We start from the raw sequence: 13355 nt of genomic DNA on the forward strand, positions 1-13355 counted from the left end.
CGTCGCCGACCGGGCCGCGATGATGTTGACCCGTACCTTCTTCACGCCCCGTGCGGCCACCTGGGAGGAGCGCTACGCAGCCGACGGCGCCAGGTACGCGGCGGCCGTCTCCCGCATGGGATTGCGTCCCGGCAGCGAGCCCTGGACGTGGGCTGCGGCAGCGGCCGCGCCCTACCGGCGCTGCGCGCCGAGGTCGGTGACGAGGGCGTCGGGTTCGGTGTGGACCTCACCGCGGCCATGCTGGTGGCCACAGCGAGGGAAGGTCGAACCGGCGTGGCAGGGCTGCTGCTGGCCGACGCCTGCCGGCTGCCGTTGCCGGCCGGCGCGGTGGACGGCGTCTTCAGCGCAGGACTGGTCAACCATGTCCCCGCCCCCGCAACGGCACTGCGCGAGTGGGCCAGAGTGACGGCCCCCGACGGCGTCCTACTGCTCTTCCACCCCTCCGGCCGCGCAGAACGCGCCGCACGCCACGGCCGCCCCTTCGACTCGTACGACCCGCTGGCTGAGGAGAACCTGCGGCCTGCTCTGGGGGCGGCGGGCTGGGACCTGGACTGCTACGAGGACGCACCCCGTCACTTCTTGGCGCGCGCGGTTCGTGTCGGCGGATGAGCCATCATCCAGCGGTTCTGAGAGGACAGGCGCATGCCCCCAGGCATGCAGGGACACCGCCCATGGCCTGGTCGGCACCGGGTGTAGTCGTGTCCTCCGCGCCTACCCGCGTTTCCCTGTCCGGTGTCGCACCAGCTGGAGTCGTGCAGGGCGGTACTGCTGATCGTGCACCGCGGTTACCCCAACACCCGTCCCGGAGGCGGGTGAGCGGACCGGAGCACACCCGAACCGCGCAGGCGAGCAGGGGTAAAGCGGCGCGGGCAGGGCGGGGGCATGACGGTCCTCGTCGCAGCCCCGGACCCGGTGACCACCTCGTACCGAGAGGTGCCGTGGGCGCGTGCACGCGAACTGGCTCATGCGGTCCCCGCGCTCCTGCCCGGTCGGCACGTCCCGCTTGCCCCGCCGGCACGTCCCACTCGCGCGGGCGGCAGGACTGACGCCGGCCGACGCGCTGCGGGCCCACCAGCTTCTGCCCGGCTTCAACACGGCGGCCATGGACGGCTACGCGGGCGGCCCCGGTCCTGGTCCGTGGGGCCTGCGGGGCGCGATATGCGCGGGCACTCCCTGGACGGGCGGGACGCCGGGTCTGGGGGAGGCGGTAGCGATCTCGACCGGGGCAGCGGTCGCGGCGCGGGTGCGCTCCGGATCGGCATTCTGGCAGCGGGTGGCCGACCTCGTCGCGACGCTGCGTGGCAGGGGCCCGCAAGTTCGAGGTCGAATGGCCATCCTATGTAGCATCTACCAACCAACTCTGTGTGATTAGCCTGTAGCTGCGGTTCTGACGGGCTGTTACTGTCCGCGTCTGCGAGCCGAGTTGAATGCCGACTCGTACGGGTTCCGTCTCCCTCCGTCCAAGGCTTCCCAGCCGCCCCCGGACCCGTGGCGGCCGCTACCCCCAAAGCGGTCGGTTCTTCTCGTGCAAGGCATTTCTCCGCGCTGCTCTCCCCGTACGCAGCGCTGCGATCAGAGAGGAAGAGTCCGATGAAGACCACATTCCTGCCGCGCCTGGTGGCCGGCAAGGGGATGGTGATAGGCGCCCTGCTGGCCCTGGCTGTGCCCGGTGTCGCGTACGCCAACACCGTGAGCGTGACCGTGAAGACCCCCGGCGCGACCGCCGGACCCACCACCACCTTCTCCGAGATCTCGACCCACGCCGACTGCAGCAGCGGTCTCGTCTCCGGCGGCGGGCTCGAGCAGGCCATCGGTACCGGTACGTCGTCCAACGGCAACCACGTGATGGGCACCGAGCCCAGCTCGGACGGCTCCACCGAGTACACCGGCACCACTGGTGTCGTCGGCACCGACAACACGCACTGGCTCGGCATCGGCGGTAGTGGCGGCGCGGTGAACAGCTCGTTCTCCACGACCCCCTACGCGGTGTGCTTCACCAGCAACGTGGTCAACCACACCCAGATCGTCATGAACAAGGCTGCCGGGCCGACCGCCGCCGCGACGCCGGTCGCGGTGACGGCGACCTGTCCGGCCAACACCGTGCTGCTGGGCGGCGGCGCCCGGACCACCCCGGCCAGTGTGGGCAGCCTCAAGCCGATCTCGAGCTTCCCCACGTTCAACAACTCGGGGCACGACTACGGCCTGAAGGCCGCGGCCGACGGTGAGACCAATCCCGACTCCTGGACGGCGGTCGGCTGGAACGGCGGCGGTGGCGGCACCACGAATGAAACCTACGCGTACGCGATCTGCAGCGGCAGCGGCATCAACGTAAGCGGCGTGACGGTGAAGGTCCACTACAGCGAGGTGACCACCTCCTCCTCGGCGGGCGCGAACACCGTCGTGACGGTCGGCTGCGGCGCCGACGGCAACCTGGTCAGCGGCGGCGCGGGCGCCAGCGGCGGCAACGTGACGACAACCGACTACACCGGTCCCGGCTCGGGCGGCGACCACCTCAACGGCAGCTTCCCCAGCGGCTCCAGCGGCAACCCCGTCGGCGACGGAACCACCACCGCCTCGTACTGGTCCGCGGACGCCCACGCGGGCGGCGCCGGCTCCACCAACACCTACGCGGACGTTTGGGCGCTCTGCGCCAACGACGGTGTCTGATCCACCGGTTGATCCCGCTCCGCGGGTGGGCCCGGCCCGCCCGCGGAGCACCCGTTCCCCATCTCAGCTGCCCACAGGGCCGGAGAAACAGTGTCAACACCCATGAGCGACAGTAGCCCGACCTCCCGTCGGACCATATTCAGATCCAGGATGATGACGGTGGCCGGCACCACCGGCCTCGTCGCCGCCATGATCGTGCCCCTCACCGCGGCCGCCGGCGCGGCGAGCGTGGCCGAGCCCTGCGGCACCGGGGGCGTCTTCACCACCTCCCAGCAGCCCACGTGCGCCTACAACTCCGCGGGCACGGACACCTTCACCGTCCCGGACGGCGTGACCGCGGTCAACGTCGACCTGTCCGGCGGCGAGGGCGGCAGCGCGGCGGGCTACATCGACCCGCACCCGGCGATCTCCGGTGCGCCCGGAGGTCTCGGCGGCGAGACCCGCGCCACCCTGCCGGTGACCTCCGGCCAGATCCTCCAGCTCACCGTCGGCGCGGCCGGTGTCCCCGGTTCCTCCCGGCACGGTGAGTTCGCCCGTCCCGGCGGTACCGGCCACGGGCGCGGCGGTGGCGGCGCGCACGGCGGCGGCGGTTCGGGCGGCGGCGGCTCGGACGTGCGGGTCGGCGCCTTCGGCGGCTTGGACCGCGTCCTGGTGGCCGGCGGCGGCGGTGGCGCGGGCAACGGCGGCCCCATGCTGCAGGGCGGCGCCGGCGGCGGTGTGGTCGGCCAGGACGGTGGCCAGAGCAACGGCCCGCTCGGCTCCGGCCTGGCCGGTGGCGGCGCTACCCAAACCGCGCCAGGTCACGGCAACCCCAACACCCTGAACGGCGGCCCCGGCACCCCGGGCATCGACCTCGACCCGATCACCAGCGAGCCCAACCCCGGCAGCGGCGGCACCGGCGGCAACGGCGGTGCGGGTGGCCCCGGCGGTGGCGGTGGCGGTGGCGGCCGGCACGGCGGTGGCGGCGGCTCCGGCGGAGGCAACCCGGGCTATTTCCCGGGCGCGGGCGGTGGTGGCGGCAGCAGCTACGCAGATCCGTCGGCGACCAGCGTCACGCTCCTCCAGGGCGTCAACCACGGCAACGGCAAGGCGATCGTCACGTTCCAATACGGGACGTCGCTCACGCTCAGCGCGGACACAGCCGCCCCGCTGTTCGGCCACGCCGTCAGCGTGACGGCCACTGTGGCCTCGGCCAATCCGGGCGCGGGCATCCCGACCGGGTCGGTCACCTTCTCGGACGGGACGACCACGCTGGCGACCGTGCCGCTCAATGGCGCAAGGGCGACCTTCGCGACCAGCAAGTTGCAGCCCGGGGCGCACAGGATCACCGCCACCTATGGCGGCGACCCCACCTTCACGGCCAGCGCCACGGCCGCGCCCACCGATCTCACCGCCGGCTTCACCCAGCCGTGCCTCACGGACCACGACGGCCCGCTGACCGTGCCCGCCGACCAGTCGCTGTGCATCGCCCCCGGCGCTATCCAGAACGGACCGGTGGACGTGCAGCCCGGCGGAGCGCTGGCGGTGTCGGGTGCGGAGATCAACGGCCCGGTGGCCTCGGACGGCGCCCTCGCCGTCACCATCTGCCACTCGACCCTGCACGGGCAGGTAACCCTCGCGGGCACCAGCGGCTTCGTGCTGCTGGGCGACGACGAGGGGACGGACTGCGCGGGCAGCACCTTCAGGGCCCCGCTGACCCTCGACGGCAACACCGGCGGCCTTGAGGTTTCGTCCAACACGATGTCGGCGCCGGTGAGGATCAACGACAATAGTGGTAGCGGCCTGCTGTCCGAGGACCTCGTCCCGGAGTTCGAGGGCAACCATGTCGGGGCGCCGCTGCGCTGCGCGGGCAACTCACCCACCCTGCGGCAGTCGGGCAACACCGTGAACGGGCCGCACAGCGGCCAGTGCAAGTGAGTTGAGCCCACAGCCCTGTCCGGCCGGTCTCGCCGGGCAGGGCATCGCGCTCAATTCCTCAGACCACATACACATATCGGTGCCGTAGTACGCGGCTTGGCGGTGCGGATCTCCCCCTACCCAGAGCCGGGCTTGGGCGTCGAGTCGGTATGTTGCCGGCCTGCGGCATGTTCGATCTCGGTTGGTCCGGCGACGGAATGGCCGGCGAGGCCGGCCTTGCGGAAGCTGTGCCAGCAGCCTCCCCGAACGGGGCCAACAGTGCCTCTAGGCAGCTCGGGGTTGCGAAGCCAACCGATTCTGGCCGGGCTTGGTTCGGGAGATCACCGCCACCGGCAGTGAGGGAAGACCATGCCGGGTGTCGGCGCCGGAGCCTGACCTAGAGTTCGGTCTGTGCCGTCGTACAGCATTGGGCAGGCCGCGAGGCTGCTGGGCGTGAGTTCGGAGACCGTCCGGAGGTGGGCTGACGCCGGACGGCTGCGCATGGAACGGGAAGGGCCGGGGAACCGCGCGATCGACGGAGTAGGCCTGGCCGCGTTCGCGAAAAAACGGGCAGCGGGGATGCATTCGTTGCGGCAAGGCCCCCGGTCACATCCGTACGCAACGCGTTCCCGGGGATCGTGACCCGCGTGACGCTCGACGAGGTCGCTGCACAGGTCGAGGTCCAGTCGGGACCGCACCGCATCGTCTCGCTCGTGACGCGGGAGTCCGTCGAGGAACTCGGCATCGAGGTCGGTGCCACGGTCACCGCGCGCGTGAAGTCCACCAACGTGCACATCGACACACCTTGAGCCGACGCGCGCCCGCCGGTGGCTCACCGGCACAGGAGTGCGGCGTGCAGGTCGAGTTTGTGGTCGAGGCGGGAGAGGTCCCGCCCGGTGAGTGCCTGCACGCGTTCAATGCGGTAGTGGACCGTGTTGACGTGCAGGTGCAGGGCGTCGGCGGTGCGGGCCCAGGAGCAGTTGTGGGCGAGGAAGACTTCCAGGGTCTCCAGAAGAGTTCGGTGCGAGGCCGCCTCGCTGTGGGCGAGGGGGCCGAGTGTCGTGCCGCTGAAGGCTCTTCGCACGTCCGTGGGGATGCCTGCCAGGAGTGATTCCAGGGAGGCGAGTTCCTCGATCATGGCCACCTGGCCGGTCGTCGGGGAGCTGTGGCGCGCAGCCGCGAGTGCGTAGCGGGCCTGGGTGAGGGCGGCGTGGAGTCCGGTGGGCTCCCCGGTGGGGCCGCTGACGCCGGCGTACAGCGGAGTCTCCGGTCGGCAGCCGTTGAGTAGGGACCAGGGCTCGTCGAGCCGGAGGGCGTCCTCGTCTCTCACGCGTACGACAGCGACGGCTTCGGCGTCCATCGTCGTGCCGACCGCGAAGACCGTGGCGGGGAGGTGCCCAAGCGCCTCCCTGAGCGCTTCCTTGGCGCCACTGTCCGCGAGCCGTGCGCCGGTGGTCGTGACCACGACCCGCCAAGGTCCCTCGGCGAGCGGCCCGCAGGACTCGAGAGCATTCGCCAGCGCTCCGGGGCCCGCGTCGCCCAGGTCGACGAGGGCAATCAGCTCGTGCCCGGTCCGTCGCCGGGCCGCGTACGTGCGGTGGTGATGGTGGCGGTACTGGCCGATCACCTCGGCTATCTCGTGCAGGGCTCGGGGAGGCGCTCCGCCCACCTGGGGCATATGGAGGTACCAGGCGTCGTACGGGGTGGTCTCCGCCTGGACGCGCAGCGTCTCCCCGGTGAGGCCGCGCAGGCTCTCCACCGCCCGCACCGCCGACAGTTGAGGAGCTGAAGCGGTGCGGGCGATCGTGCGCCCGGTGCTGGTGAGTACGTAGCAGGGCGGCGCACCGAACGGAGCGAGCGCACGGCCCAGGAGTTCGTCGGCGTCGGTGTCCTGCTCGACGAGGCGGCCGAGGTCGCTGCGTACGTACTCGGGCAGGGCGAAGTGGTCGGCGGGGCGGCGGCTGAGGTCGCCCCACTGGCGCCGGTACACGGCTTCTGTGATGGCCCGGAAGGTGGTGTGCGCCGACACGGCCAGGAGCGCGATGCCGTGTGCTCGACACGAGTCGACGATGTCGACGGGGACGTTGCCGTGGGTCTCCTCGCCGGCGAGCAGTGCCGTGGCTCCGGCCCGTGCCAGTGCGGAGACGAACCGCTCGGTCCTGGCGCGGCCGTCTGCCTCGTTCCACCAGACCAGGCCACTGAGCACGACCTCGCCGGGCTGGACGAAACGTGCGGGGTCCTCCAGGTCGGTCGCGGTCACTCCGCTGATCGCCCGGCCGAGCAGATTCTCGCCACCCCAGAGGTGGCTGAGATTGAGTCCCTCGGTCTGGAGGAGGTCTCCGACGTGCATGTTGCGGCTCCTTGCGCGGCCACCGGTGGTCATCCGGCTTCTCACACCCACCAGGCAGACATGGGCCGAGCCATCGTAATTGCAAGGGCCATAGGGGAGAACGCCTCTTGGTTGATTCACCAGGACGTGGCCGGTCCGGCGGGGGATTTTCCGTGGGGCGGACCAGTCGTTTTCGGCCTGCGGCGCAGCTTCACTGAGGAGGCAAGCAGTGGCCGACGGAGGGGGAGACATGGACCTGAACACGGTGCTCGACATAGGTGACGCGAGCCGTCACGAGCCCTGGCGACCGGGCGACGCCTGGCTCGGCGGCGGCACGTACCTCTTCTCGGAGCCGCAGCCGCATCTGCGCCGGCTGGTCGATCTGAGCCGGATGGGCTGGGTGCCCGTCCAGACACTGACGGACGGTTCGTTGGAGATCGCGGCAACCTGCACGATCGCGCAGCTGTCCCGGTTCGGGCGGACGCTCGACGCGGAGGCCGCGCCGCTCATCGAGCAGTGCTGCCGGGCCTTCCTCGCCTCGTTCAAGATCTGGAACATGGCGACCGTCGGCGGGAACCTCTGCAACGGCCTGCCTGCCGGACCGATGATCTCCCTCACCGCGGCCCTCGACGGCGAGTGCCTGCTCCAGGCCCAGGACGGCTCGCTTCGGCGGGTGAAGGTGGCCGACTTCGTCACCGGAGCTGGGCGCAAGGATCTTGCCGAGGGCGAGCTGCTGCGCTCGGTCATGATTCCCGCCCGCTCGCTGCGCTGCCGTACGGCCTTCATGCAGGTGTCGCTCTACGGCCTCGGGCGCTCCGGCGCCCTCGTCATCGGGGCACTGGATCCGGCGGACGGATCGCTGGCCGTGACCATCACGGCCGCCACCACCCGACCGTTCCGTCTCTGGTTCGCCCTGCCGCCGGACCGGACCGCACTGCGCAGGGCGATCGCCTCGGCCGTGGGCGACGGTGACTGGTTCGACGACATCCACGGGCTGCCCGAGTGGCGGCGGCACATGGCCTTCCATCTGGCCGAACAGGTCCGCCATGAACTCGCCCTGGACGGTGTGCGATGAGCTTCCGCATGCAGGTCAACGGCCGGCCCTTCGAGAAGGAGCCCCGCGCCGGGCAGTGTCTGCGCACCTATCTGCGCGAAGCCGGCTGGTTCGGCGTGAAGAAGGGCTGCGACGCCGGGGACTGCGGGGCCTGCACCGTGCATGTCGACGGCGAGCCGGTGCACAGCTGTCTCTATCCGGCCGTACGCGCGCAGGACCGGTCGGTCACCACCGTGGAGGGATTGGCGGCACAGGACGGTGAGCTCCACCCCGTACAGCAGAAGTTCCTGAACGCGCAGGGCTTCCAGTGCGGATTCTGCACCGCGGGGTTCCTGATGACCACGGCCGCCCTCGAACAGGAGCAGGGCAGCGCCCACGACGACGGCAAGCTCGACGACCTGCCGCGGGCCTTCAAGGGCAACATCTGCCGCTGCACGGGATACCGCGCCATCGAGGACGCCGTCCGCGGCGTCAAGCACACCGAACGACCCTGCGCCGGCAAGGCAGTTGGCAAGAGCCTCGGCGCCCCGGCCGGTCCCCAGGTCGTGACGGGCGCCGCCCGCTACACCTTCGACGTCGAGGTGCCCGCGCTGCTGCACATGAAGCTGCTGCGCTCCCCGCACCCGCACGCCCGCATCCTCGCCATCGACACCTCCGCCGCCCTGCGCGTCCCCGGCGTGCACGCCGTCCTCACCCATGAGGACGCTCCCGCCACGCTGTACTCCAGCGCCCGGCACGAGCACCCCACCGAGGACCCCGATGACACCCGCGTGCTGGACGATGTCGTCCGCTTTGTCGGCCAGCGCGTAGCCGCCGTCGTCGCGGACAGCGAGCAGGCCGCCGAGGAGGGCTGCCGGCGGATCGAGGTGACGTACGAGCAACTCCCTTACGTCATCGATCCCGAGGAAGCCATGCGCTCCGGCGCACCCGTCATCCACGCCGGCAAGGGTCCGCAGGAGCGGATCGCCCGCGTCGAGAACAACGTGGCCGGTGAGGTGCACGGCGAGATCGGCTGCGTGGACGACGGATTCGCCGAAGCAGCGGTCGTGTACGAGGAGACCTTCCAGACCCAGCGCGTGCAGCACGCCAGCCTCGAAACCCACGGCTGCGTCGCCTACTTCGAGCCGAAGGAGGACGGCAGCGGGGAGCGGCTGACCGTGCGCTCCAGCACGCAGACCCCGTTCCTGACCCGCCGTGCGCTGTGCGCCCTCTACGGCCTTGCCGAGGACGAGGTCCGCGTCGTCGCCGGCCGGGTGGGCGGCGGCTTCGGCGGCAAGCAGGAGATGCTGACCGAGGACATCGCCGTCCTGGCCGCACTCAAGCTGCGCCGCCCGGTCAAGCTCGAATACACCCGCGCCGAGCAGTTCTACGGCGCCACCACCCGCCACCCTTTCACCATCCGGATCAAGCTCGGCGCCCGCGCCGACGGCACGCTCACCGCGGTCCAGATGCGGGTGGTCACCAACACCGGCGCGTACGGGAACCACGGCCCCGGCGTCATGTTCCACAGCGTCGGCGAGTCCTTCGCCGTCTACCGCGCCCCGCACAAGAAGGTCGACGCCTACGCCGTCTATACCAACACCGCTCCCTCCGGAGCGTTCCGGGGCTACGGACTTGGCCAGGTCACCTTCGCCGTCGAGTCCGCCATGGACGAGGTCGCGCGACGCCTGGGCATGGATCCACTGGTCTTCCGGGAGAAGAACATCATCGGCCCCGGCGACCACATGGTCACACCGATCGGGCACGACGAGGACCTCTACATCGCCTCGTACGGCCTCGACCAGTGCCTGAGCATCATCCGCAGTGCCATCGCGGAGGACCGCAGCACCGAAGAGGTGCCGGCGGGGTGGCTCACCGGTCAGGGCGCCGCCATGGCGATGATCGCCACCGCCCCGCCGAACGGACACTACGCGGACGCCACCGTCAGCCTCCTTGCCGACGGCACGTACGACCTCGCCGTCGGCACCGCCGAGTTCGGCAACGGCACCACCACGGTCCACAAGCAGATCACCGCGGGCGCCCTCCACACCACCATGGACCGAATCGCCGTCCGCCAGTCCGATACCGACGTCGTCCGCCACGACACCGGCGCCTTCGGCTCCGCCAGCACCGTCGTGGCAGGCAAGGCGGTGATGCTCGCTGCCGACTCCCTGGCCGGACGGCTGAAGACCTTCGCGGCCCGGTACACCGGAGCACCCCGCCACCTGTGCACGCTCGATACGGAGGCGTTCGACTGCGCGGGCCGCTCGGTCACGCTGAAGGAGTTGTACGAGGCAGCACACGAGCAGGGAGCGCAGGCCGAGCTCACCGCGGACGGCTACTGGGGCGGCAGCCCGCGCTCCGTGGCCTTCAACGCACACTGGTTCCGCATCGCGGTCGACCCGGAGACGGGAGAGATGAGGATCCTGCGCAGTGTGCACGCCGCCGACGCGGGAAAAGTCATGAACCCCTTGCAGTGCCGGGGCCAGGTCGAAGGGGGAGTCGCCCAGGCGCTGGGTGCGACGCTCTTCGAGACCGTACGGGTCGACGAGCGCGGCGAGGTGACGACGGCAGCCTTGCGCCGCTACCGCCTCCCGCAGTACGCCGACGTGCCGCGCACCGAGGTCCACTTCATGGCGACCTCCGACTCGACCGGCCCGCTCGGAGCCAAGTCGATGAGTGAGAGCCCCTTCAACCCGGTGGCCCCCGCCTTCGCCAACGCCTTGTACGACGCCACAGGCATCCGCTTCACCGAAATGCCCATGACCCGCGACCGCGTCTGGCTGGCGATGAACCAGCAGAAGGCATGACAGGGCGAGCCCTCACCCTGACCGCGATCTTCATCGGGTACTTCGCCCCGCCCCGATCGAGAGCCGGCTCGGCGTGGGGTAGCCGTACCGCACCGGCCAGTCGCACCATCCCGCTCGACCCCACCACACATCCCCGATTCCTCGAATCCCCCAGCGAAGGAGACCGCCATGCTGGACATCGCCGAAGAGCTCGACCGGTGGGCCCGGCAGGGACGTGAGTTCGCCGTCGCCACGGTCGTGGCCACGAACGGAAGCTCGCCCCGACAGCCCGGCGCCGCCCTCGCCGTCGACAGTGACGGCACAGTCATCGGCTCCGTCTCCGGCGGATGTGTCGAAGGGGCGGTCTACGAACTCTGCCGTCAGGCCCTGTCCGACGGCAAGAACACCCTCGAGAGCTTCGGCTACAGCGACGAGGACGCCTTCGCCGTCGGTCTGACCTGTGGCGGCATCATCGACATACTCGTCACGCCGGTCCTGGCCGACTCGCCCGCCCGCGCGGTGTTCGCCGCGGCCTGTGCAGCCGTCGCGCAGGGGTCGGCGGCTGCACTGGTCCGCGTCACCGAAGGGCCGTCCGAACTACTCGGACGCGCCCTTCTGGTACACCCAGACGGCAGGTACGAGGGCAAGCTCAGAGGCCACCCCGACCTGGACCGGGCGGCAGCCGGCGTGGCCCACGCCATGTTGGACGCCGGTCGGACCGGCGTCGTCGTTCTCGGCGAGGACGGCTCGCGCTGCGGGCAGCCGCTGACGCTCCTCGTCGAGTCCAGCGTCCCTGCCCCCCGCATGATCGTTTTCGGGGCGGTCGACTTCTCGTCGGCGCTCGTCAGGGTCGGAAAACTTCTTGGCTACCACGTGACAGTGTGCGACGCCCGACCCATCTTCGCGACGAAGGAACGCTTCCCCGAGGCGGACGAGGTCGTCGTCGACTGGCCGCACCGCTACCTGGCGGCGACGCAGCTCGACTCGCGGGCCGTGCTCTGCGTCCTCACCCACGACGCCAAGTTCGACGTACCCCTGTTGGAGAGGGCGCTGAAGCTGCCCGTGGCGTACATCGGCGTGATGGGTTCGCGCCGCACCCACCTGGAACGCAATGAGCGGCTGCGGGAGGTCGGCGTCACCGAACTGGAACTGGCCCGCCTGCGGTCGCCCATCGGACTCGATCTGGGCGCGCGGACACCGGAGGAGACGGCGCTGTCGATCACTGCGGAGATCGTGGCCGTCCGGCGCGGCGGCTCCGGTGTGTCGCTGAGAGGAGCCCACACACCGATCCACCACGACGAGGCGAGGAGCGCCGCGCGAAGGATCGGCGAGGTCGCTTAGCTTGACTGCGTCGGGGATCTTGAGAATCCCCGGAGGGGCAGCCTGGTCAACCGTTCTGGTGAGTTCCCGTCTCCGACCGAGCAGATGGCGCGAGCGAGCAACCCGGGCGGTACAACGGCGATGGGGCACGGGCAGGCAGCCGAGGCGGTTCGCTGCCGCATCGATTTCAAGTACGCGCCGGCCATGGCGATCGCCTCGGTCTCGGCTGATCCCTCCTGCTGCCCCTGACCCCGCCGCGCCGCCCCGCTCACCTGGTTTCAGGGGCGCCAGGGTGTAGAAGTGAACGCGACCTGTTCCGCGCTGACGCCCTGACTGGAGTTCCCCGATGAAGGCCCTCGTAGCCCGCGCGTACACGACGCTCGACGGCATCAGCGTCACCGACCTCCCAAAGCCCGTCGCAGGACCGGGTGAGGTGCTGCTCAAGGTGGAAGCCGCAGCCCTCAATCCGCTGGACCTCGCGCTGATCACGGGTGCGATGAAGGACCTCTTCCCCGTCGAGCACCCCCTCGTCGTGGGGATGGATGCAGCGGGCACCGTCGCCGATCTCGGTCAGGGGGTGACGGCCTACGCACCGGGCGATCCGGTGCTCGCCTTCACCGGTCAGGCCGGGGCCGTCGCCGAGTACACCGTGGTCGCGGTGGGTCCGCACCTCGCCAAGCGGGCCGCCGGGGTCGCCGCACCGACCGCCGCAGCCATCCCCGAGTCCGGGATGACGGCCATGTGCCTGCTGCGCGCGGTCGGCCTCACAGCGGGGGAGAGCGTGCTGGTGGTCGGTGCGACGGGAGGTATCGGCCTGTACGCGGTACAGCTCGCCGCCTCGCTCGGCGCCAAGGTGATCGCCACCGCGACGTCCGAGGACGCGGACTACGTTCGCGGGCTGGGCGCGCAGGGCACTGTCGACTACAAGGCGGGCGACATCGCGGAGCAGCTGCTGCGCCAGGTCCCGGACGGGGTGGACGTGGTGGTCGACCTGATCAATCGAGGTGACGCGCTCTCCAACACGGCCCGCACGGTCCGCGCCGGGGGCCGTGTGGTCTCGCCCCTCTTCGGGCCGCAGGACCTGGGCCGGGGAGTCACCGGCGTCTACATTGGCAGCTTCACCGCCGAGCCCGGCGACCTGGCGGACTTGGTAGCCCGCGCGGCCGACGGGCGGCTACGGGTGGAGATCGGCGCCACCTACCAGTTCGACGACGCCCCGCAGGCGGTGTCCGACTTCGCAGGCAAGCACATCCGGGGCAAGGTCGTCATCACCGTCCCGTAGCGACAGATCCGGTGATGTGCCGCCTGGGTCGCTGGTCTG

General features: G+C 70.7%; 9 protein-coding genes and 1 pseudogene. 9 read left to right on the top strand and 1 reads right to left on the bottom strand.

The annotated features are described in order from the left end of the window. The first annotated feature begins 147 nt into the window (after positions 1-147). From OG522_RS41370 to OG522_RS36535, 5 genes and pseudogenes are all read left to right on the top strand, one after another. On the top strand, positions 148-609 hold the full coding sequence (locus OG522_RS41370; RefSeq protein WP_443074801.1) for a class I SAM-dependent methyltransferase: 462 nt from the start codon (positions 148-150) through the stop codon (positions 607-609). A 355-nt stretch (positions 610-964) separates the two neighbouring features. After that, on the top strand, positions 965-1372 hold the full coding sequence (locus tag OG522_RS41375; RefSeq protein ID WP_443074861.1) for a hypothetical protein: 408 nt from the start codon (positions 965-967) through the stop codon (positions 1370-1372). A 218-nt stretch (positions 1373-1590) separates the two neighbouring features. Continuing rightward, positions 1591-2667 (top strand): hypothetical protein, encoded by a 1077-nt coding sequence (locus OG522_RS36525; protein ID WP_329467307.1) that lies wholly within the window; start codon positions 1591-1593, stop codon positions 2665-2667. Between the two features lie 159 nt (positions 2668-2826). Continuing rightward, on the top strand, positions 2827-4584 hold the full coding sequence (locus OG522_RS36530; protein WP_329467308.1) for an Ig-like domain-containing protein: 1758 nt from the start codon (positions 2827-2829) through the stop codon (positions 4582-4584). 390 nt (positions 4585-4974) lie between these two features. Beyond that, positions 4975-5372 (top strand): annotated as a pseudogene (locus OG522_RS36535) (TOBE domain-containing protein). Positions 5373-5395: 23 nt separating this feature from the next. Here OG522_RS36535 and OG522_RS36540 read toward each other — a convergent pair. Continuing rightward, positions 5396-6913, bottom strand: coding sequence for a PucR family transcriptional regulator (locus OG522_RS36540; protein WP_329467309.1), 1518 nt, complete (start codon positions 6911-6913; stop codon positions 5396-5398). Between the two features lie 229 nt (positions 6914-7142). Here OG522_RS36540 and OG522_RS36545 point away from each other — a divergent pair, with 229 nt between their 5' ends. The 4 genes from OG522_RS36545 (at position 7143) to OG522_RS36560 (ending at position 13316) form a co-directional block, all read left to right on the top strand. Beyond that, entirely contained in the window at positions 7143-7967 is an 825-nt protein-coding gene (locus OG522_RS36545; RefSeq protein WP_329467310.1) for an FAD binding domain-containing protein, read from the top strand. Next, entirely contained in the window at positions 7964-10735 is a 2772-nt protein-coding gene (locus tag OG522_RS36550; RefSeq protein ID WP_329467311.1) for a molybdopterin-dependent oxidoreductase, read from the top strand. Before OG522_RS36545 ends, OG522_RS36550 begins: the two co-directional genes overlap by 4 nt. 168 nt (positions 10736-10903) lie before the next feature. Next, entirely contained in the window at positions 10904-12055 is a 1152-nt protein-coding gene (locus OG522_RS36555) for an XdhC/CoxI family protein (RefSeq protein WP_329467312.1), read from the top strand. Positions 12056-12380: 325 nt separating this feature from the next. Further along, positions 12381-13316: an NADP-dependent oxidoreductase gene (locus tag OG522_RS36560; protein WP_329467313.1), complete on the top strand. Its 936-nt coding sequence runs from the start codon at positions 12381-12383 to the stop codon at positions 13314-13316. Positions 13317-13355 lie beyond the last annotated feature (39 nt).

The organism is Streptomyces sp. NBC_01431 (assembly GCF_036231355.1).
Lineage (GTDB): Bacteria > Actinomycetota > Actinomycetes > Streptomycetales > Streptomycetaceae > Streptomyces.

What these genes read in the sequence shown, in the direction of transcription:
- OG522_RS41375 (WP_443074861.1), top strand. Translation starts at nt 965, where the DNA reads ATGCGGTCCCCGCGCTCCTGCCCGGTCGGCACGTCCCGCTTGCCCCGC.
- OG522_RS36550 (WP_329467311.1), top strand. Translation starts at nt 7,964, where the DNA reads ATGAGCTTCCGCATGCAGGTCAACGGCCGGCCCTTCGAGAAGGAGCCC.
- OG522_RS36555 (WP_329467312.1), top strand. Translation starts at nt 10,904, where the DNA reads ATGCTGGACATCGCCGAAGAGCTCGACCGGTGGGCCCGGCAGGGACGT.
- OG522_RS36540 (WP_329467309.1), bottom strand. Translation starts at nt 6,913, where the DNA reads ATGCACGTCGGAGACCTCCTCCAGACCGAGGGACTCAATCTCAGCCAC.
- OG522_RS36525 (WP_329467307.1), top strand. Translation starts at nt 1,591, where the DNA reads ATGAAGACCACATTCCTGCCGCGCCTGGTGGCCGGCAAGGGGATGGTG.
- OG522_RS36560 (WP_329467313.1), top strand. Translation starts at nt 12,381, where the DNA reads ATGAAGGCCCTCGTAGCCCGCGCGTACACGACGCTCGACGGCATCAGC.
- OG522_RS36545 (WP_329467310.1), top strand. Translation starts at nt 7,143, where the DNA reads ATGGACCTGAACACGGTGCTCGACATAGGTGACGCGAGCCGTCACGAG.